The 21,247-nt window shown below is 64.6% G+C and carries 16 protein-coding genes; 6 read left to right on the top strand and 10 right to left on the bottom strand.

Annotated features, from left to right (window positions below):
- Positions 1-15: 15 nt before the first annotated feature.
- From AC1DDS_RS14960 to AC1DDS_RS14945, 4 genes are all read right to left on the bottom strand, one after another.
- Positions 16-810 carry a DUF1194 domain-containing protein gene (locus AC1DDS_RS14960; protein ID WP_477479613.1) on the bottom strand — a complete coding sequence of 265 codons (795 nt, stop codon included), beginning with the start codon at positions 808-810 and terminating at the stop codon, positions 16-18.
- Between the two features lie 382 nt (positions 811-1,192).
- A complete protein-coding gene (locus tag AC1DDS_RS14955; protein WP_310416552.1) occupies positions 1,193-1,873 on the bottom strand; it encodes a redoxin family protein in 681 nt (226 codons plus the stop codon).
- 16 nt (positions 1,874-1,889) lie between these two features.
- On the bottom strand, positions 1,890-5,174 hold the full coding sequence (locus AC1DDS_RS14950; protein WP_477479612.1) for an adenylate/guanylate cyclase domain-containing protein: 3,285 nt from the start codon (positions 5,172-5,174) through the stop codon (positions 1,890-1,892).
- A gap of 138 nt (positions 5,175-5,312) precedes the next feature.
- Complete coding sequence (locus AC1DDS_RS14945) at positions 5,313-6,161, bottom strand: LysR family transcriptional regulator (RefSeq protein ID WP_310416547.1); 849 nt, start codon at positions 6,159-6,161, stop codon at positions 5,313-5,315.
- A 129-nt stretch (positions 6,162-6,290) separates the two neighbouring features.
- Here AC1DDS_RS14945 and AC1DDS_RS14940 point away from each other — a divergent pair, with 129 nt between their 5' ends.
- The 5 genes from AC1DDS_RS14940 (at position 6,291) to AC1DDS_RS14920 (ending at position 14,917) form a co-directional block, all read left to right on the top strand.
- On the top strand, positions 6,291-8,741 hold the full coding sequence (locus AC1DDS_RS14940) for a GcvT family protein (protein ID WP_477479611.1): 2,451 nt from the start codon (positions 6,291-6,293) through the stop codon (positions 8,739-8,741).
- Complete coding sequence (locus tag AC1DDS_RS14935; protein WP_477479610.1) at positions 8,738-11,185, top strand: GcvT family protein; 2,448 nt, start codon at positions 8,738-8,740, stop codon at positions 11,183-11,185. The genes AC1DDS_RS14940 and AC1DDS_RS14935 overlap by 4 nt, the downstream gene beginning before the upstream one ends.
- Complete coding sequence (locus AC1DDS_RS14930; RefSeq protein WP_477479609.1) at positions 11,182-12,012, top strand: isocitrate lyase/PEP mutase family protein; 831 nt, start codon at positions 11,182-11,184, stop codon at positions 12,010-12,012. Before AC1DDS_RS14935 ends, AC1DDS_RS14930 begins: the two co-directional genes overlap by 4 nt.
- A gap of 90 nt (positions 12,013-12,102) precedes the next feature.
- Positions 12,103-13,332 (top strand): aromatic ring-hydroxylating oxygenase subunit alpha, encoded by a 1,230-nt coding sequence (locus AC1DDS_RS14925; protein ID WP_477479608.1) that lies wholly within the window; start codon positions 12,103-12,105, stop codon positions 13,330-13,332.
- Positions 13,333-13,372: 40 nt separating this feature from the next.
- The gene (locus AC1DDS_RS14920; RefSeq protein ID WP_477479607.1) at positions 13,373-14,917 is read left to right on the top strand and encodes a trimethylamine methyltransferase family protein; all 1,545 of its coding nucleotides are present in this window, start codon (positions 13,373-13,375) and stop codon (positions 14,915-14,917) included.
- A 104-nt stretch (positions 14,918-15,021) separates the two neighbouring features.
- Here the strand turns inward: AC1DDS_RS14920 and AC1DDS_RS14915 are convergent, their stop codons facing one another.
- Complete coding sequence (locus AC1DDS_RS14915) at positions 15,022-15,468, bottom strand: Lrp/AsnC family transcriptional regulator (RefSeq protein WP_477479606.1); 447 nt, start codon at positions 15,466-15,468, stop codon at positions 15,022-15,024.
- A 116-nt stretch (positions 15,469-15,584) separates the two neighbouring features.
- On the opposite strand from AC1DDS_RS14915, the gene AC1DDS_RS14910 reads away from it, so the two are divergent.
- Positions 15,585-16,163 carry a cysteine hydrolase family protein gene (locus tag AC1DDS_RS14910; RefSeq protein WP_477479605.1) on the top strand — a complete coding sequence of 193 codons (579 nt, stop codon included), beginning with the start codon at positions 15,585-15,587 and terminating at the stop codon, positions 16,161-16,163.
- 35 nt (positions 16,164-16,198) lie between these two features.
- On the opposite strand, the gene AC1DDS_RS14905 is transcribed toward AC1DDS_RS14910, so the two are convergent.
- From AC1DDS_RS14905 to AC1DDS_RS14885, 5 genes are all read right to left on the bottom strand, one after another.
- A complete protein-coding gene (locus tag AC1DDS_RS14905; RefSeq protein ID WP_477479604.1) occupies positions 16,199-16,705 on the bottom strand; it encodes a hypothetical protein in 507 nt (168 codons plus the stop codon).
- Positions 16,706-16,918: 213 nt separating this feature from the next.
- A complete protein-coding gene (locus AC1DDS_RS14900) occupies positions 16,919-18,346 on the bottom strand; it encodes a gamma-aminobutyraldehyde dehydrogenase (RefSeq protein ID WP_477479603.1) in 1,428 nt (475 codons plus the stop codon).
- Between the two features lie 31 nt (positions 18,347-18,377).
- Positions 18,378-19,190 carry an ABC transporter permease gene (locus AC1DDS_RS14895; protein ID WP_310416516.1) on the bottom strand — a complete coding sequence of 271 codons (813 nt, stop codon included), beginning with the start codon at positions 19,188-19,190 and terminating at the stop codon, positions 18,378-18,380.
- Positions 19,180-20,130 carry an ABC transporter permease gene (locus AC1DDS_RS14890; RefSeq protein WP_477479602.1) on the bottom strand — a complete coding sequence of 317 codons (951 nt, stop codon included), beginning with the start codon at positions 20,128-20,130 and terminating at the stop codon, positions 19,180-19,182. The genes AC1DDS_RS14895 and AC1DDS_RS14890 overlap by 11 nt, the downstream gene beginning before the upstream one ends.
- On the bottom strand, positions 20,127-21,125 hold the full coding sequence (locus AC1DDS_RS14885; RefSeq protein WP_477479601.1) for an ABC transporter ATP-binding protein: 999 nt from the start codon (positions 21,123-21,125) through the stop codon (positions 20,127-20,129). The genes AC1DDS_RS14890 and AC1DDS_RS14885 overlap by 4 nt, the downstream gene beginning before the upstream one ends.
- Between the last annotated feature and the right edge of the window lie 122 nt (positions 21,126-21,247).

Genomic DNA, 21,247 nt, shown 5'->3' with positions numbered 1-21,247 from the left:
CCCTGGTAGTTCGGGCTACCGGTCCAGTTCGGGATACCGCTCGAAGGCGGGGCGCAGCTTTTCGCCGATCATGCAGTCGGTGTCGTTCGCAACCGGAACGAAGCGGGCCGAGGGCTGGCGGCCGCTGACCTCGAGGACCAGCTTGCGACGAATGGCCATGGCGAAGTCTTCCGGCTCCTGCACCGCGACGACGAAAGCCCCGGGGCCGCCGATGACGCAATCGGCATAGTAGCGGTCGAGCGGACCAAAGGCGGCCGAGGGGCGAACCATGATCGCAAGCCCGTTGACGACGATGCCGAGGGATGTTGCCGCGTCGCGGGCCGGCGTTACCGGTGCGCCGTAGTTGTTCGGCCCGTCGCCGGAAATGTCGATGACCCGCCGCGCGCCGGAAAAGCCGTTGGCGTCGAACAATTTCGAACCGTAGGCGATGGCCGTGGAGAGCGAGGTTCCGCGCAGGGACGCGAACGGTCGCTTCTTGATCAGTTCGGCGAAGCGGGCGGCGTCGTCGGCCGTCGCGATCAGCGTCCACGGCAGCTGCGAGTTCTGCCCGATGACCCCGCCCCACTCGAAATAGCTGATGGCGATCCGTCCGTTGAAACCTTCGTGAACTGCGGCGAGAAACTCAGGATGCGTCAGCGCGGACACGTAGCCGGCGCGCTGGATCTGCGCTTCCTCCAGGTCCATCGATCCGGATATATCGACAGCAAGCACAAGCTCGAGGTCGACGGCCGTCTCCGATGCTGCGGCGACGTCCCTGGTTTCAGCGAAGGCTGTCAGACTGAGAAGCGTGGCGAGTGCGGCAAGCAACATCCTGCACCTCCTTGTCTCCGAACCGGTCTCCGCCGCGCCTCGGGCGGGCAGGCGGAGCATTTACAAAATGCAATAGCGGACGATCGGATGTGGTCGGCGGTATCGGACGGCCCGCGTGGCGCCGTATGCACCACCAGCTACCTGCTCACCCAGGCAGTTGCCGGGCCATCGGTCCCAATCAAACTCTAGCACATGCGGCTGTTTCGACCGATCCGCTCGCGCGTTCAACTCTCGGTGAGGTAAGCCTGTTGCGGGGCATCGCTCCAGTCTGGGCCACCCCCGCGGAGCCGTGATGCTGTTTCGTGCGTGACCCTATGCAGGGGCGGTGAGCGGGTTGGCACTGCCGTGCCGGAAGCGCATGGCAGTACTGTCACTGAAACCCTCAGTGGGTGAGTTGGGAGGCGACCGACATCACTTCGTCTGCCTTGGGGATGGCAAACATGTTGCTGCCGCCGCCTTCAACCTCGGTGAAGGACCAACGCACGATGCCGTCGCGGTCGAGCAGGAACTCACCGACGAGTTGGCCGCCATATTTTTCGTCCGTCTGCTGGTCGGCCGGCGTCATCTCGTAGCCGTCCTGGTTGTTCAGGAAGGCTGCGGCGTCAAAGCAACTCATCGGTTCGGGAAGCTCCCCCGGCATATCGACGCGCATCGCCATCACGGTCGGCATGGAGACCTTGTATGGCCAGTCGTCCTCATTCTCGGTGAACTGCAGGTTGGGCAAGCCGAAAGCCCGGTGGGCGACGTTCTCCGGATCCGAGGCGGTGATGATACCGGGCATGGGGTGATAGCGAAAATAAAGGCGCGCCCGGTCGATCGGCGTGTTGACGACCGTGAGACTGTCGATGCCCTTCTCACGCAGTGCCGAGGAGAGCAGCGCAGACGCCGCGATATGGCGGCGGCAGAAGGGGCACTGAAGCCCTCGATAGAGGCCAATCAAGACGGGTGATTGGCCGCGAAAGTCGTCGATTGCTACCTTGCCGCCATGGTTGATCGCGTCGAGAACAACGTTCGGCGCGCGATCCCCCGGTTTCAGCAGCCGTTCCATTGCATGCTCTGCCATTGGTAAGTTCCTCCGGCTAGTCGAGAAAAGGCAAGACTATCAGCGCTTCAGGGTCGAGACCGTGTTTGGCGCAGACCCCCTGCGCCAGTTCGAAGTACCGCTCTGCCTCGTCCATTTCATTCATGTCGAGGCACAGCGTCGCAAGGCCATCATAGCACGGAAAGAGCAGTTGTGCCTCCGCGCTGTCGCGGACGAGTTCAAGCGCTTCGAGATAATTTTCGCGCGCCGCCTTCGATGCACCGTGACATTGCCGGATCTGTCCGAGTACCAGCAAGGGCACCGGCAAGTGGTCTCGCTGGCCGAGCGCCCGGTCGATCGCGATCGCCTCCTCGACCGCCGGCAGCCCTTCCTGCATGCATCTGTCGGTGAAGGTGCAGTAGGCGACGGCGAGATTGGTCAGCAGGCGGGCCTGATGCCCGAGATCGCCAATTCTCTTCGCCATCTCGTAGCCGCGCTTGCAGACGTCGATCGCAAGGCCCGGATTGATCGTCGTATAGAGTACGCCGAGATTGGTGTAACCGCGGCAGGCGGTGTTGAGGTGATTTGCGGCCAGTGCGACCTCCACGCTGCGTTCCACCATCCGGACGGCTTCGCCGGTCCGATGCATGCGTGCCAGCGCCACGCCCTTGGTGTTGAATGCCCGAGCGACGGCAAGGGCGATCTCCGCCTTGCCCGCGGCATCGGTTCCTGCTGGAAGATGGTTTGCGCATTCCAACGCACGCTCGGCCCATTGCACCGCCATTTCCCAATCGCCGGTGCGGAATGCCAGATGGCCCTGCCGCTGCATCAGGTGGGCGAGTTCGATCGGTGCGTCGATGCCTTCCAGGAATTCGGCAGCTTGCGTGAAGCAGGCCGTTGCCCTGTCGCGCTCGCCGGAATCGAAGGCGAGTTTGCCAAGCTTGCGCAGGATGCGCGCCGCGCCGGAAATATCATTGCCCTCACGGCAGGCCTTGAGCAGCGCGTCGTATCGGTTTCGCGCTTCCTCTCGGCGCCCTGTCAGATTGCAGAGGTCCGCATACCGCTCGCCGGGAACGCGCCAGGCATCGCCACCGGCTGCCTCGCCGGCGGAAAGCGCGCGCGCATAAAGGCGCAAGGCGTCTTCGTTCGCGTACGCCTTGCGGGCCAGGTCTCCCGCCGACGTCAGGTATCGGGCGCCTTTGGATTTATCCGACGAGGCGGAGAAATGATGCCCGAGCTCGATCAATTGCTCGAGATGCTCCGGCGTTTCGCCATGCTGTCGCTCAAGCACGGCGCCGACTGCACCGTGCAATTCCGTGCGGCGACGCAGCAACAGATTGTCGTAGACGACTTCGTGCAGCAGCCTTTGGCGGAAGGTGTATCGCGGCGGCCCCTGTGCACGGATGTCCGCCTGTTCCTCGATTATGTCCGCTTCGCAGAGGCGCTGAAGGTTGTCTTCGATGTTGGCGACATTGATCGGCAAGGCCCGCAGCAAGGGACTGTCGAAGCGGTGGCCGATGACCGATGCGGCCTGAGCGAGCCGCCGCGCATCCGGGGAAAGGCGGTCGATGCGCGCGAGCATCATCGCCTGGATGCCAAGCGGCGTTTCCGTCTCCTCCGCACCGGAAGAGGTGGCCCAGTGATCTTCGCTACGCCGGATGGCGCCGGTCTCGATCAAGGTGCGCAGGATCTCCTCCAGGAAGAACGGATTGCCTTCGGCGCGGTCGATGATCCTGCTCCGAAGCCCGGCCGGCAGCACATCCGGGCCGAATGCGGTGGACAGGAGCGATTCCGCGTTCCGGTCGGACAGAAGATCGAGGCGCAGGGTGGTCTGGCTGGCACGCGCCGAGCTAAGCGCTTCCGTCTCGAAGCCGGGTCGATGGGTCACAAGCAGCATCAGTCGGCGGCGCTCGATCCGGTCCATGATGAAGCGCAGGGCCTCGAGGGATACGCGATCGGCCCAGTGAAGGTCCTCGATGACAAGGAGCAGCGGCGACTGCTCCATGCGGCGATCGAACAGCGTGCGAACCGCGTGAAATATCTGCCGGCGCAACTGATCGGGCTCCAGATGTTTCAGCGCGCCGTGGGCATCGCCGAAACCGAGAACGAACAGGAAGAAAGGTTCAAGCCGCTCGATTGCGTCGGCAGGCAGGCCGAGGCCCGTCAATCCGGTGTGCAGTAGGGCACGGGAGCGCTCCAGGTTGTCCATGGCGTCGATCTGATAGGCGCATCGCAGCATGGCCGCGAGCGTGCCGTAGGAGGGGTCGCCCAACGAGGAGCAGGCCGTCTGGCGGATGGTGATGCCGGCCAGCTCCGGGTCGGCCTGAACCCGGTCGAGGAAGGCGCCGACGAGGCGGGTCTTTCCGATGCCGGCGTCTCCCACGACGCGGACGAGTTGGGTGGCCCCATCGCGAATGGCGTCGAGACATCGCACGAGGCTCGCCAACTCGCCGTCGCGGCCGATCATCGGGAGTTGAATCCCGAAGCCGCCGAGGCCGCGCGCCGTCGGGGCTGCGGCAACTGTTCCCTCCAGCCGGTACACCGGTGTTTCCTCGGCCTTGCCGCGCAACGGCAGGGTGCCGAGGGAGGCAAAGGAGAAGGCGTGCTGCGTGAGCCGGCGCGTGACGGTGCCGACCAGGATTTCGCCGGGTCCCGCCATCGCCTGCAGACGCTGGGCTGTGTTCACGGTATCACCGGTGACCGAATAGGATTTGCTGTCGCCGGCGCCGACGACGCCGGTGACGACCGGGCCGGTGTTCACCCCGATATGGATCGTCAGCGGCTGGCCGAGGCTTGTCCGCCAGCGCTCCTCGATCCCCGCCATCCGCTGCTGCATGTCGAGTGCCGCTCCAAGCGCCCGCTCGGGGTCTTTCTCGTGTGCAACCGGCGCGCCGAAGAGAGCGAGCAGGGCGTCACCTATAAACTTGTCAACGTAGCCGCCATGCGTGGCAACGGCCGCGCTGAGATCCTCGAAGATCTCGTTCTGCAGTGTCTGCAGCAGTTCCGGGTCGATCTGTTCGCCCAGTGTCGTGTAGCCGCAGAGATCGGCGAAGAGCGCGGTGACGATGCGCCGGTCGGCCTCCATTTCCGCTCTCGGTTCAGCCCGTCGACTAGTGACGGAAGGTATCGACGGCTCGAGCGGGCGGGCTCGATCGGGCGGAGTTGGTTGCCGCGGCGAAGACCCGCTCGTCCCCGAAAGAGCGGCTCCGCATTTCGGACAGAAGGCGAATTCCGGAGGGCAGGGATATCCGCAGGAGACGCAAGCCCGCGGTTGCGGCGTTCCGCACTTCGGACAGAAGGCGAAGCCGCTTTCGACCGCAAAACCGCAGGCGGTGCAGTTCATCCGACACATGCCTCGCGAACCGGCGGACACCATCGCAACAGCGGCGCATCCGGCAGATGGCGGATCATGCGCTCGAAGCCGGACCATGGCAATGCGGGTGTCGAGAGGTGCTTTTCCAGTATTCTGCGAAAGGGAGCGTCAGCCGTTTAGAAGTGTCTGCATCAAGCTGGTGATGCGCCGGTGCTGGTGGGCATGCCGGGTGCGGACGTTGACGGCGGCGTATACTGTCTGCCAGATGGGATCCGCCCCGGCCACACGGTTGACGGCGCCGGTGCGCAGCAGGCGCCGCGCGTCCGGTTCGATGACGAAAGCGGAACCGCCGAGCTTGGTCATGAGCGCGATGATGGCCGTTGTCTCGCCGCTGGCGATCGGCGCCGTAGACAGATGCGGATAGGCCTGCCGGTGCAGGCGATCGAAGGCGGGGGAATAGACCGCCTGGATATAGTCCTCCGGCCGGACATCTTCGAGCCGGGTCACCTTGTTGCTCACCATCTCGTAATGCACCTCGCCGATGCGCTCATAATGCAGGTCGGGCAGGTAGTGCGGCGTGAAGAGGATCGCCAGGTCGAGGGCGCCGGCGCCGAGGTCGCGGTTCATCTGGTTGGAATAGTCGACTTCCAGATAGATCGAGGTGGCCGGCAGTTCCTTGCGGACCGCCGTCAGCCAGTCGCCGGCGTAGTGGGCGGCGAGGTCGTGCTGTAGGCCGATGCGCATCGAGCGCTCGTAGGCGCCGGCCGTCTCCACCGCGCGCGAAGCCTCGTGCCACTGGTGCTGGAGCGCTTTGGCGTGATCGAGAAACCGCAGGCCGGCCGCCGTTGGCTGCGTGCCGCCCTTGTTCCGCGCGAAGAGCTTGCGGGCGAATATCGCCTCCAGCGCGTTGATGCGGTGGGTGACCGTGGATTGCGTGATGTTCAGCCGTTCCGCGGTGCGGTTGAAATTTCGCGTTTCCATCAGGTCGAGGAATGTCTCAATCAGGACAATTTGCATGAATGCGCCGCAATTCCTTCGTGTTTGGCGAAAGTGTAATCGATAAAGTCGATTAATAAAGCGAATTCCACCCGCTTGCCGCGGTGCGCTTTGGTTGCCACAAATCCGGTTCAAAGAAAGGGAGCGAGAATGTCCGGACTGCCAAGCCATGCCCGTGTCGTCATCATCGGCGGAGGTGCCGTCGGCGCATCCGCGCTCTATCATCTGGCCAAGGCCGGATGGACGGATTGCGTGCTTCTCGAAAAGAACGAGCTGACGGCCGGCTCGACCTGGCACGCGGCCGGCAACGTGCCGACCTTCTCCGCCTCCTGGTCGATCATGAACATGCAGCGCTATTCGGCCTCGCTCTACCGGGAGCTTGGCGCGCTGGTCGACTACCCGATGAACTACCACGTCACCGGCTCGATCCGCCTCGGCCACTCCAAGGAGCGGCTGCAGGAGTTCAAGCGCGTCGTCGGCATGGGCCGCTACCAGGGCATGGACCTCGACATCCTGACGCCGGACGAGATCAAGTCCCGCTATCCCTTCGCCGAGACGCATGACCTGACCGGCGCCCTCTACGATCCCAATGACGGCGACATCGACCCGGCGCAGCTCACCCAGGCGCTGGCCAAGGGCGCGCGCGACATGGGCGCGAAGATCTTCCGTTTCTGTCCCGCGACCGGCGCCCGCCGGGAGAACGAGGAATGGGTGATCTCGACGCCGCAGGGCGAGATCCGCTGCGAATACGTCGTCAACGCCGCCGGCTACTACGCCCGCGAGGTGGGGAAATGGTTCGGCCGCGATGTGCCGATGATGGTGATGAGCCACCAGTACGTCCTGTTCGAGGAAATCCCGGAGCTCGCTGCGTGGTCGAAGGAGGCCGGCCACAAGCTGCCGTTGATGCGTGACGTCGATAGCTCGTACTACCTGCGCCAGGAAAAGAACGGCATGAACCTCGGGCCGTACGAGAAGAACTGCAAGGCGCACTGGACGACGCCGGACGATCCGATGCCGGACGATTTCTCCTTCCAGCTCTACCCGGACGATCTGGAGCGGCTGGAATGGTACCTGAACGACGCCTGCGAGCGCGTGCCGATTCTCGGCACCGCCGGCCTGTCGCGCGTGATCAACGGGCCGATCCCCTATGCGCCGGACGGCAATCCGCTGATCGGGCCGATGCCGGGCGTGCCGAACGCGTTCGAGGCTTGCGTCTTCACCTTCGGCATCTGCCAGGCGGGCGGTGCCGGCAAGGTGCTGGCCGAATGGATCACCGAAGGCGAGACCGAGTGGGACATGTGGTCGTGCGATCCGCGCCGCTACACCAGCTTCGCCGCGGACCAGGACTACTGCATCGCCAAGGGCATGGAGATCTACGGCCACGAATATGCGATGCATTTCCCAAAACACGCTTGGCCGGCCGGGCGCGACAGGAAGCACTCGCCGATCCACGACCGCATCGCCGCGCTCGGCGCGCAGTTCAAGCCCTTTAACGGCTGGGAACGCGCCAACTGGTACGCCAAGCCCGGTGACGACACCTCTGAACAGGCGACGCAGACCTGGAACCGCGAAGGCCCATGGCGGCCGCGCATCGAGGAGGAATGCCGCGCCGTCACCGAGGCCGCCGGCATCCTCGACCTTCCCGGCTTCTCGCGCTTCCGCGTCAAGGGTCAGGGCGCGACGGCGTGGCTGTCGACGCTCACCACCGGCAAGCTGCCGAAGCCGGGCCGCATCGGCCTTGCCTATTTCGCCGACGACAAGGGCCGGATCGTCACGGAAATGTCGGTGATGATGCTGGACGAGGATTTCTTCTTCCTCATCACCGCGGCGACGGCGCAGTGGCACGATTTCGAGTGGCTGAAGAAGCATCTGCCCAAGGATGCCGCCTTCACGATCGAGGATGTCACCGAGGCCTTCTCCTGCCAGATCCTGTCCGGCCCCAATTCCAGGGCGATCCTGGCCGAGGTCACCGATGCCGACCTTTCCAAGGGCTGGCTGACGCACCAGAGCTGCCAGATCGCCGGCCGCTGGTGCCAGCTGGTGCGCGTCTCCTTCGCCGGCGAACTCGGCTGGGAAATCCACACCAAGGTCGAGGACACCGCTGTCATCTTCGACGCCGTCTGGGCGGCCGGCCAGAAGCACGGTCTGAAGCCCTTCGGCATGGAAGCGCTCGACAGCCTGCGCATCGAGAAGGGCTATCGCGCCTGGAAGGGCGACCTTTCGACCGACTACACGATCCTGCAGGGCGGGCTCGACCGCTTCGTCGATTGGGGCAAGCCGGACTTCAAGGGCAAGGCGGCGATGGAGCGCGAGAAGCAACAGGGTGTTTCCAAGCGTTTCGTGCTGCTGACGGTCGAGGCCGGCGAATGCGACGCGCCCTACATGTCGACGCTGTGGCACGGCGGCAAGGTGGTCGGTGAAACGACCTCCGGCAACTGGGGCTATCGCACCGGCAAGTCGATCGCGCTCGGTATGCTGCGTGCCGATCTCGCCGAACCGGGCACGGAAATCGAGGTGGAAATCTACGGCGACCGCTTCAAGGCGACCGTCCAGCCGGACGGCCCGCTCTTCGACCCCAACAATGAAAGACTGCGTGCATGAGCAAACCCATTCCCTCCAAGGCGAGAGCCGTCATCATCGGCGGCGGCGTTTCCGGCTGTTCGGTCGCCTATCATCTGGCCAAGCTCGGCTGGACGGATGTCGTGTTGCTCGAGCGCAAGCAACTCACGTCAGGCACGACCTGGCATGCCGCCGGCCTCATCGGCCAGCTGCGCGCCTCCCAGAACATGACGCGGCTGGCGAAATATTCCGCCGACCTGTACGTCAAGCTCGAGGCGGAGACCGGCATCGGCACCGGCATGCGCCAGTGCGGCTCGATGACGGTGGCGCTGACCGAGGAGCGCAAAGAGGAGATCTATCGCCAGGCCTCGCTGGCGCGGGCCTTCGACGTCGACGTGCGCGAGATTTCGGTCGACGAAGTGAAGGCGATGTATCCGCACCTCAACACGGCTGATGTGAAGGCCGCCGTGCACCTGCCGCTCGACGGCCAGTGCGATCCGGCGAACATCGCGATGGCCTTGGCGAAGGGCGCGCGGCAAAACGGCGCCACCGTCATCGAGAACGTCAAGGTCACGTCCGTTGTCACCAAGGACGGCCGCGTGACGGGCGTCACCTGCGAGCAGAACGGCGAGACCTTCACGATCGAGACGGAAAACGTCGTCAACGCCGCCGGCATGTGGGGGCGGACGCTCGCCGACATGTCGGGCGTGACGCTGCCGCTGCACGCCTGCGAGCATTTCTACATCGTCACCGAACCGATCCCCAACCTGCAGCGGCTGCCGGTTCTGCGCGTGCCGGACGAATGCACCTATTACAAGGAAGATGCCGGCAAGATGCTGATCGGCGCCTTCGAGCTTAAGGCCAAGCCCTGGGGCATGGACGGCATCAGCGAGGACTTCTGCTTCGACCAGCTGCCGGAGGATTTCGATCACTTCCAGCCGATCCTCGAAAACGCGATCAACCGCATGCCGATGCTGGAAACCGCCGGCATCCATACCTTCTTCAACGGCCCCGAGAGCTTTACGCCGGATGACCGCTACTATCTCGGCGAAGCGCCGGAGCTGAAGGGCTACTGGGTCGCTGCTGGCTACAATTCGATCGGCATCGTCTCGTCCGGCGGCGCCGGCATGGCGCTGGCGCAGTGGATGAATGACGGCGAGCCGCCCTTCGACCTCTGGGAAGTCGACATTCGCCGCGCCCAGCCGTTCCAGAAGAATCGCGCCTATCTGAAGGACCGTGTTTCCGAAACGCTCGGCCTGCTCTATGCCGACCACTTCCCTTACCGCCAGATGGCGACGGCCCGCGGCGTGCGCCGCTCGCCGATCCACGAGCATCTGAAGGCCCGCGGCGCCGTCTTCGGCGAGGTCGCCGGCTGGGAGCGCGCCAACTGGTTCGCGAAGGAAGGCCAGGAGCGGGAATACCGCTACAGCTGGAAGCGGCAGAACTGGTTCGAGAACCAGAAGGAAGAGCATCTCGCCGTCCGCAATGGCGTCGGCCTGTTCGACATGACCTCCTTCGGCAAGATCCGCGTCGAGGGCCGCGATGCGCTCGCCTTCCTGCAAAAACTCTGCGCCAACCAGATGGACGTGGCCCCCGGCCGCATCGTCTACACGCAGATGCTCAATGCCCGCGGCGGCATCGAGAGCGACCTGACGGTGACGCGGCTGTCGGAGACTGCCTTCTTCCTCGTCGTGCCCGGCGCGACGCTGCAGCGTGACCTTGCCTGGCTGCGCAAGCACGTCCGCGACGAGTTCGTCGTCATCACCGATGTGACGGCGGCCGAAAGCGTACTCTGCGTGATGGGACCGAAGGCGCGCGAGCTGATGCAGAAGGTTAGCCCGAACGACTTTTCGAACGCCGCCCATCCCTTTGCCTCGGCGCGGGAGATCGAGATCGGCATGGGAATGGCCCGCGCCCACCGCGTCACCTATGTCGGCGAGCTCGGCTGGGAGCTCTACGTCTCCACCGACCAGACGGCGCACGTCTTCGAGGCGCTGGAGGCGGCCGGTGCGGATGTCGGCCTGAAACTGTGCGGCCTGCACACGCTCGACAGCTGCCGCATCGAAAAGGCCTTCCGCCACTTCGGCCATGACATCACCGACGAGGACCATGTGCTGGAGGCCGGCCTCGGCTTTGCGGTGCGGACCAAGAAAGGCGAGTTCATCGGTCGCGACGCGGTGCTGCGCAAGGAAGAGGAGGGCCTGAAGCGCCGGATGGTGCAGTTCAAGCTCGCGGACCCGGAACCGCTGCTCTTCCACAACGAGGCGCTGGTGCGCGACGGCAAGATCGTCTCGATCATCACCTCCGGCAATTACGGCCACCATCTCGGCGGCGCGATCGGCATGGGCTACGTGCCCTGCGAGGGCGAAAGCGAGGAACAGGTGCTGGCGTCGAACTACGAGATCGAGATCGCCGGCGTTCGCGTCAAGGCGGAGGCCTCGCTGGTACCCATGTACGACCCGAAATCAGAGAGGGTACGCGTATGACAAGTCTAGCCGGACGCCACCAGCGCTTTTTCGACCTGCACCAATCGGGCTGCTTTGTCATCCCGAACCCGTGGGACATCGGCTCAGCGCGCATGATGGCGGCGTCCGGCGCTGTGGCACTCGCCACCACCTCCGCCGGCTTCGCCTTTACGCTCGGCCGGCCGGACATGGGCCGCGTGACGCGCGAGGAAGCGTTGAAGCACGCCGAGGATATCGTGCGCGCGACGCCGCTTCCCGTTTCAGGCGATTTCGAGAACGGCTTTGCCGATGCCCCGGATGGCGTTGCCGAGACGATCCGCCTCGCCGCAGAAGTCGGCCTTTCCGGTTGTTCGATCGAAGACACGCAGATGGTTGACGGAAACCCGGCCTATGCGTTCGACCTCGCCGTCGAGCGCATCCGTGCCGCCGTTGATGCCGCCCGTTCACTTGGCCGGCCCTTCGTGCTCTGCGCGCGCGCCGACGGTGTGATGAACGGCGTTTACGACCTCGATGAGGCGATCCGGCGCATCCAGGCCTTCGAAAAGGCTGGCGCCGACTTGCTCTATGTACCGGTGCCGCCGGGTGAGAAGGAACTGCGTCGTGTCGTGCAGTCCGTCTCGAAGCCGGTCAACGCACTCGCCGCCGGACCATTGCGCCAGCTGACGGTGCCGCAATTCGCGGAGATCGGCGTGCGCCGCATTTCGCTCGGCTCGATGATCGCCCGCGTCACACATGCGGCGATCGCCGAGCAGATGGAGGCCATCGTGAAGGATGGCAGCTTTGCGAAACTGTCCGCCGCCGCGCCGGGAAGCCGGATCGACGAGATGCTTCTCGCCGGCGCCGGCTGATGCGGATGCGCCGTCGGCGCATCCGATGAACATGCTGAAATAACCTTGCCGGTCGAGGCGCACCGGTACCGATCCTCCCGTGAGAATGGCATGCTTCGACCTGACAACACGAATATCCCGCTCGAGGCCGATCCGATCGATCGTCTCATAGCCGCGCACCGACCGGGCCACGGTCTCACCCGTCCGTTCTACCACGATGAGGCGATTTACCGGCGCGACATGGAGCGCGTCTTCCGCCGTCACTGGCATTGCATCGCCCACGAGAGCGTCATCCCGAACGTCAACGATTTCGAGGTCTTCCGCATCGACACCGAGCAGGTGATCGTCGCCCGCGCGCCGGACGGGTCGGTCCATGCCATGCTGAACGTCTGCCGCCATCGCGGCGCGGAGGTCTGCACGAAGCAGAAGGGAAATGCACGCGTTTTCGTCTGTCCCTATCACGCCTGGACCTATGGAAACGATGGCAGCCTTCGCGCCGCCCGCCTGATGCCGAAGGAATTCCAGCGCGAGGACCATGGGCTGAAGAAGCTCCATGTGCGCGTCGTCGAGGGGCTGGTCTTCATCTCCTTCGCCGACCAGCCGCTCGACTTCTCTGAGGTCGAGCACCTGCTGCATGCGACCTGCGGCCAGTACGGCTGGGGGAGCGCCAAGATTGCACACCGCGAGACCTATCCGGTCGCCGCCAACTGGAAGCTCGCCGTCGAGAACTACGTCGAATGCTATCATTGCGGCCCGGCCCATCCGGAGTATTCGCAGACCCACGCGCTGGAACAGCCGCTGCACATGATCGAGGCACTGAACGCCGCGATGGAGGAGCGAACCTGCGAACTGGGCATCGAAATCGGCTCAGGTAATCACTGGCAGACCTCGCGCGAGGGTCGCGAGGCGATCCATGCCTTCCGCTACGCGCTTTATGAGGGCGTCGAGAGCGGCAGTGAGGATGGCAAGGCCGTCGCGCCACTGATGGGCCGCTTTTCCGATTTCGACGGCGGCGTCACCTCCATCCATCTCGGCGGCACGACCTTCCTGGTCTGCTATCCCGACCACGGCATGATCTACCGCTTCATCCCGAAGACGGCGGAAAGCTGCGAGATGGAACTGATCTGGCTCGTCGACGGCAAGGCCGAGGAGGGCCGCGACTACGACCTCGAAAAGCTCACCTGGCTTTGGAAGGTCACGACGGTGGAAGACAAGGCGATCATCGAGCACACGGCGCGGGGCGTGAAGTCGCACTATTTCGTGCCCGGTCCGATCGCGCCGATGGAACATAACGAACTTCGCTACATCGACTGGTATCTGGACGAGATCGGCCGGCCTTGAAACGGGCCGAGATTGCCGCGGACAAACGAGGGGGAATGGAATGAGCATTGCCGAAGCAACCCAGACGTCCCGGCGGGCCGGCGGCCGCGCGGCGCGCGTCGCCATGCGGGCAGCACCCTTGGCGGAAAACATCCGTCCGGTGCGCCCCGGCCTGCCGGGTGGCCAGTACAAGCCGCTGACGGAAGCGGGTGTGCGCCGTATCCACGAGGCGGCGTTGGATGCGCTTGAAAACATCGGCCTGTCCAACGCGCCGAAATCCGGCATCGAGATCATGACCGGCGCCGGCGCCATCCTTGGTGACGATGGGCGCCTCCGCTTCCCGCGGGCGCTGGTGGAGGACATGCTGGCGATCGCCGCCCGCGACATCACACTCTACGGCCGTGATCCGAAGTATGACCTCGAACTCTCCGGCACCCGCGTCTACTACGGCACGGCCGGCGCTGCCGTGCACATCGTCGATGTCGAGAAGCGCGACTATCGCGAGTCGACCGCGAAGGACCTCTTCAACGCCGCCCAACTCGTCCACCACCTCGACAACATCCATTTCTTCCAGCGGGCGATGGTCTGCCGCGACGTGGCCGACAATTTCCTGATGGACATCAACACGCTCTATGGCTGCTGCGCCGGCACCTCCAAGCACGTCGGTACCAGCTTCTCCGATCCCTCGCATGTGGAAGGCTGCTTCGACCTCATCCACATGATGGCGGGCGGCGAGGACAAGTGGCGGGCGCGGCCCTTCGTGTCGAACTCCAACTGCTTCGTCGTGCCACCGATGAAGTTCGCCGAGGAAAGCTGCATCACCATGGAGGCCTGCATCCGGGCCGGCATGCCGATCCTGCTGCTTTCAGCCGGGCAGGCGGGCGCGACGGCGCCGGCGCCGCTTGCCACCGCCATCGTGCAGGCCGTCGCCGAATGCCTGGCGGGCGTCGTCTATGTCAACGCCATGGCGCCCGGCCATCCGGCGATCTTCGGCACTTGGCCTTTCGTTTCGGACCTGAGAACGGGCGCCATGTCCGGCGGTTCGGGCGAACAGGCACTGCTGACGGCCGGCTGCGCGCAGATGCACCAGTTCTACCGCCTGCCGGGCGGGGCTGCCGCCGGCATCGCCGATTCCAAGCTGCCGGACATGCAGGCTGGCTGGGAACAGGCGATCTCGAACGTCATGGCCGGTCTGTCGGGCCTCAACATGGTCTATGAAGCGGTCGGCATGCACGCCTCGCTGCTCGGCTTTTGCCTGGAAAGCCTCGTGCTCGGTGACGACCTGCTCGGCCAGGTGCAGCGCTGCGTCCGCGGCATCGACGTGACGGAGGATTCGGTCTCGCTCGAGACGATGCGTTCGGTCTGCATGGGCGGGCCCGGCCATTATCTCGGTGACCCGCAGACGCTGTCGGTGATGCAGACGGAGTACATCTATCCTGCCGTTGCCGACCGCACGAGCCCGAAGGAGTGGGCCGAGATCGGCAGGCCAGATCTCGTGGCCAAGGCGATCGAACGCAAGAACCGGATCCTCTCCGAAGCCGGCGGACCGTTGTTTGATCGGGCAACCGACTTGGCGGTGCGCGAGAAGTTCAAGATCTATTTCTAAAGCATGTCTCCCGAAAGCGGGTACCGGTTTCGGGAGACAGACATGCGCAAAAACAAAGAGCTAACGCGCACCAAGCGAAACCGAGATGGTGTCGCGCTTCAGCGTCACCCGCCACGGCGGTCGAAGTGCGTGCGCAGCGAAACATGCGTCTGCACGGTGGCGATACCGGGCGTCGTCGCGATCTGGCGGCGCACGGTGTCGAGGTCCGCATTCGAGGCACATTCGACGAGAAGCATCAGGTCCGTCGGGCCGGCCAGCGACCAGCAGGTGACGACGCTGGGGATCCCCGTCAGATGCGGCACGACATGGTCGCAATTTCGCCCCGACTGGAAGCAGACGGCAATCAGCGCCTCGACGCCCGGCCGGTCGCGGTCGGCGCCGAGCCGCACGGTATAGCCGGCGATCACGCCCCTGTCTTCCAGCCGCCGGATCCGTTCATGCACGGCGCTGCGTGAAAGCCCACTGTCGCGCGCCAGCTCGACCAGGCTCTTGCGGGCATCCGCCCGCAGCGCCGCGATCAGCAGCCGGTCCTTCTCGTCGAGTTCGCTCATCCGGAAAATTCCCCCTCCCGCCGGACAATCGTCCGGCCCTCCGTCATCTTGCTGCGCGAAACCGGACAAAAAAGCAACTATCCGTCGGTCATTCACATCCACGCAAGGAGACACCGATGCCGACGATACCTCAGAATGCCGCCCTCATCCCGATCGACATGCAGCAGGCCTTCGAATCCGCGCCATGGCCGAAGCGCTGGAACGACAAGGTCGATGAGAACGGCCTTGCTTTGCTTGCGGCGTGGCGTGCGGCCGGTCGCCCGCTGATCCATGTCCGCCACGATAGCGTCGAGCCGAATTCGACGCTTCGGCCCGGCGCGCCGGGGAACGCCTTTCGGCCCGGATTTACGCCTCGGTCGGGCGAGCCGCTGGTCACGAAGAGCGTGAACGCCGCCTTCATCGGCACGGATCTCGACTTGCGGCTGCGCCGTCTCGGCATCAATACGGTGGTGCTGTTCGGCATCTCGACCGACATGTGCGTGTCGACAAGCGTGCGGGTCGGCGCCAATCTCGGCCTGCGCGTCGTCCTTGTCGAGGATGCCTGCGACTGCTTTGACCTGCCCGACGGCGAAGGTGGCACAATCCCGGCACGGGAAATCCATCGCGCCCACGTTGCGACCTTGCGGCAGGAGTTCGCGACGGTGATGCGGACGGCTGAGGTGCTTGAGGCGCTCGGTGTCGCCGAGCGGGCTTAAATCTTGGTCCTCTACCGGTTGCCGCGGATCCGGCGTTACCGCTGCAGAGCACGCACGTCGCTGACCGACCACGACCATTGTGGAGCGGTGATCTGCAGGAGATCGCTGCCGGTGAAGACGACGAAGGTGGTGAAGGGCTGGCTCTGGCCGGGCGGCACGCGCGCGATGATGAGCGTCTTGTCGGTGCCGACGGGCGTGCAGGCGCCGGCGGGACAGTTTTCCAGTTCGACGGTCAGGCGGAAGGACTGCAGCGTGATCGCGCTGTTGTTCGTGACGGTCCCGGTGACGCGATAGCTCGTCACCGGCTGGCCGACCGCGAACTGCATGTCCGAAAGCGCGATTTCTTCCGGGGTGATCGCAGTTCTCGGCTGCGCAGGCTCGGGGGCGACGCTGCGGTTGTCGGTGAACCAGAGCAGGATTGCGACGGTGAGGCCGATCGCGACGACAATGGTAAGGACGGGCTCGACCCAGCTCTGAAAGCGCTTGAAGCGCACTGCAAGGTAAAGAATGGTGACTGCCGCGACGCCGAATGCCCAGAACATCAAGGTCCTCCTGACGTTCATATAGCCTGACGCGCGAGAAGCCAAAAGCCCCGTGCAACCACTCATCCCCGGACTTCGAAGCCGTGTGCAGTTTCCGGGGAGGCTGGCGGTGGAAAACGGAGGCTGTTTGCTAAAGATTGCGGTTGGTTTTTGACGTGGCCAAGTGGCCAGGTCGGCCCGGCAGCGCTGCCACCGGACCGATCGGAACCCAGGTCAACCGTGGTTGATCATCACGTGCCGGACGACCGTGTAGTCCTCCAGTGCGTAGATCGACATGTCCTTGCCGTAGCCGGACTGCTTGACGCCGCCATGCGGCATCTCGTTGCAAAGCATGAAGTGGGTGTTCACCCAGGTACAGCCGTACTGCAGACGGGCCGCGGCCCGCATCGCCTTGGAAATGTCCTTCGTCCAGACCGAGGAAGCAAGGCCGTAGTCGCTGTCGTTTGCCCAGGCGAGCGCCTGCTCCTCGCCGGAGAAGCGGGTGACGGAGACGACCGGGCCGAATACCTCGCGGCGCACGATTTCGTCCTCCTGCGTCGCGCCGGCGACGACGGTGGGCTGGAAGAAGAAGCCCTGGTCGCTGCCGGGACGCCCACCTGCGGTAATTTCGATGTGCTTCACATCGGATGCGCGCTCGACGAAGCTTGCGACGCGATCGCGCTGGCGCTTCGAGATCAGCGGACCGATCTCGTTCTCGGTGTCGTCCGCCTGGTTGTAACGGATGCTCGACACGGCGGAGGAGAGGTCGGCGACGAACTTTTCGTAGATTCCGTCCTCGGCATAGATGCGGCAGGCGGCGGTGCAGTCCTGGCCGGCATTGTAGTAGCCGAAGGCACGGATGCCGCTGACGACCGCTTCGAGGTCTGCGTCGTTATAGACGATGACGGGTGCCTTGCCCCCCAGTTCCAGGTGCGTGCGCTTGACCGTCTTGGAGGCGGCCGCCAGCACCTTCTTGCCGGTGGCGACGTCGCCGGTGATCGAGACCATGTTGATCTTCGGATGGTTGATCAGTGCGTTGCCGACGGTCTCGCCGCGGCCGAGCACGATGTTTACCACGCCCTCCGGCAGGATGTCGGCCAGAAGTTTTGCCATCTTCAGCGCCGTCAGCGGCGTCTGCTCGGACGGCTTGAAGACGACGGTGTTGCCGCCGGCGATCGCCGGCGCCAGTTTCCAGGCCATCATCATCAGCGGATAATTCCACGGCGCGATCGAGCCGATGATGCCGACGGGGTCGCGGCGGATCATCGAAGTGTGGCCCGGCAGATATTCCCCGGCGACGGTGGCGTGCAGCGAGCGGATCGCACCGGCGAAGAACCGCCAGCAATCGACGATCGCCGGAATTTCGTCATTGCGCACGGCGTTGATCGGCTTGCCGCAGTTCAGCGCCTCGAGGGCGGCGAAGCCGTCGGCGTCGTGCTCGATCGCGTCGGCGATCTTCAGCAGGTAGCCGGACCGTTCGCCGGGCGTCGTCATCGACCACGAGACGAAGGCCTTTTCGGCCGCGTCGACGGCCGCGTCGATCTGCGCGTGCGAGGCTTCCGCAAGTCCGACCACCGTTTCGCCGGTCTTCGGGTTGAGGATTTGCTCCTCGCTTTCGGTGCCGGCCTCGAAGCGCGAGCCGATCAGCATCTGCTTGTCCATCACAAGGTCTCCCATTGTCTCATGTCGGTGTTCATTTGCCGGCGCCGGCGATCTGGTCGCCTTCGCGGGTGAGGTAGTAGGCGGCGAGGATCGGCAGGAAGGTGACGAGCACCACCACCATCGCGACGACGTTGGTGACCGGGCGCTGGCGCGGGCGCACGAGTTCCTCCAGCATCCAGATCGGCAGCGTCTGCTGCTGACCGGCGGTGAAGGTGGTGACGATCACCTCGTCGAAGGAAAGGGCGAAGGCGAGCATGCCGCCAGCCAACAGCGCCGTGCCGATATTGGGCAGGATCACGTAGCGGAACGTCTGGAAGCCGTCGGCGCCGAGGTCCATCGAGGCCTCGATCAGCGAGCCGGAGATGCGTCGGAAGCGCGCCACCGCATTGTTGTAGACGACGACGACGCAGAAGGTCGCGTGGCCGAGCACGATCGTCCAGAACGAGAAGGGAATCTCGGCAAACGAGAAGGCCGAGCGCAGGGCGATACCGGTGATAATGCCGGGCAACGCGATCGGCAGGATGACGAGCAAAGAGATCGTCTCGCGGCCGAAGAAGCGGGTCTGGCTGACGGCGGCGGCACAGAGCGTGCCGAGCACAAGTGCGACGGTGGTGGCGATTGCGGCCACCCGAACTGAAAGCCCCAGTGCCTGCCAGACATCCGGCCGGTTCCAGGCCACTGCGAACCAGTCGAGCGTCAGGCCCGGCGGCGGGAACTGGTAGCTCTTCTCCTCGGTGGTGAAGGCGTAGAGGAAGATCAAGAGGATCGGCAGGTGCATGAACAACAGGCCTGCGGCTGCGGCGATCTTCAGGCTCAGGGGAGCGGAGGAACGATCAGAGCGCATCGAAGGCTCCCTGTTTCTTGGCCATCCAGAGATAGAGGCCCATGATGACGATCGGAACGACGGTGAAGGCGGCGGCGAGCGGGATGTTGCCGGCCGTGCCCTGCTGGGCATAGACCGCCTGGCCGATGAAGAGGCGCGACGAGCCGATGATCTGCGGGATGATGTAGTCGCCGAGAGTCAGCGAGAAGGTGAAGATCGAGCCGGCGATGATGCCGGGGAGCGCCAAGGGAAACAGCACGTGGCGGAAGGTCTGCGCCGGGTTGCCGCCGAGATCGGCCGAGGCCTCGATCAGATTGCTGGGCACGCGCTCCAGCGCCGCCTGGATCGGCAGGATCATGAACGGCATCCAGACATAGACGAAGACGATGAAGGTGCCGGTGTAGCTGATCGACAGCGAGTTGCCGCCGACGATCGGCAGCGCCAGCCAGGCGTCGAGCAGCCAGGTCAGGTGCAGCTTGCCGAACAGCCAGTTGAGGATGCCCTCCTTGGCGAGGATCAGCTTCCAGGCATAGACCTTGACGAGATAGCTCGACCACAGCGGCAGCATGACCCCGAGATAGAACATCGCCTTCCATTTGCCGCGGGCGTATCGGGCCGCGTAATAGGCGATCGGAAAGGCGATCAGGGCGGAGGCGAGCGTCACCAGCGCCGCCATTATGATCGTGCGCAGGATGATGTCGAAATTCGACGGGATCAGCAGTTGCCGGTAGGTGTCGAGCGTGAACTCGTAATTGACGAGCCCGGAGAACTCGTCGATCGAGAAGAAGCTCTGCAGCAGCAGGGCGAACAGCGAACCGAGATAGATGACGCCGAGCCAGAGAAGCGGCGGCGCCAGCATCAGCAGCAGAAAAAGCTTCGGATTACGCCAGAAAAAGTCCGACAGGCGTCCGAGCGTGCCCGTCCGCCGGGCAAGGATGGGTGTTTCGGCGATCGCGCTCATGCGGCTTCGTCCATCAGGTGCAGGTCTTCGGCGGCAAAAGACAGCGTGACGCCGGATCCCTGCGGGGGAACGTCGACCGAGGCCGGGACCATGGCGGCGACGCGGCTGCCGGCAGCATCGACCGTGATACGATTGGCGGCGCCGAGGAAACTGGTGGCGACCACGGTGCCGGAGAAGCGCTTGCGGTCTGCGCCGCCTTCGCCGAGCGCCAAGGCCTCGGGGCGAAGGCTGGCGAAGCGGGCGGGATAGCCCAGGCTTTGCACGAATTGCGGCGCCAGCACGTTCGACGAGCCGACGAAGTCGGCGACGAAGCGCGTCTGCGGGCGCTTGTAGACGTCTTCCGGCGTGCCGAGCTGCTGGATCTTGCCGTCGTTGAAGACGGCGATACGATCGGCCATCGACAGCGCTTCGCCCTGATCGTGGGTGACGAAGACGAAGGTGATGCCGAGCGACTTCTGCAGCACCTTCAGCTCTTCCTGCATCTGCTCGCGCAGCTTCAGGTCGAGCGCACCGAGCGGCTCGTCGAGCAAAAGCACACGCGGACGATTGACGAGCGCGCGGGCGAGCGCGACGCGCTGGCGCTGGCCGCCAGAAAGCTGGCCGGGGCGGCGCGTGCCGTAGCCGGGGAGCTTGACCATGGCGAGCGCGTTCTCCGCCGCCTTCAGCCGTTCCTCCTTGGAAACGCCCTTGACCATCAGGCCGTAGGCGACGTTTTCCAGGATCGAAAGATGCGGGAACAGCGCGTAATCCTGAAAGACGGTGTTGACGTTGCGCCGATAGGGCGGCACGCCCTCGGCCGTCTCGCCGAAGATCTCGATATGGCCGCCGGTCGGCTGCTCGAAGCCGGCCATCAGCCGCAGGCAGGTGGTCTTGCCCGAGCCGGAAGGGCCGAGCATGGCGAAAAATTCACCCTCGGCGATTGCGAGATCCACGCAGTCGACGGCGCGTACGGCACCGAAATAGCGGGACACATTCTCGAACAGGACGGCGGTCATGGGAACTCCAGTCTTCGTTTCTTGCCGGCGGGGCCGCCGGTCGCGGCCCCGCATCGAGCCGGCCGGACCACCTTCTCCCGCTGGGGGAGAGAAGAGGTGAGGTGCCGCGATCCATCTGCCTT

This window comes from Mycoplana sp. 10N416, from assembly GCF_056394765.1.
The sequence above is the reverse complement of the archived record's forward strand: the minus strand, read 5'-3'. Positions and strand labels throughout refer to the sequence as shown.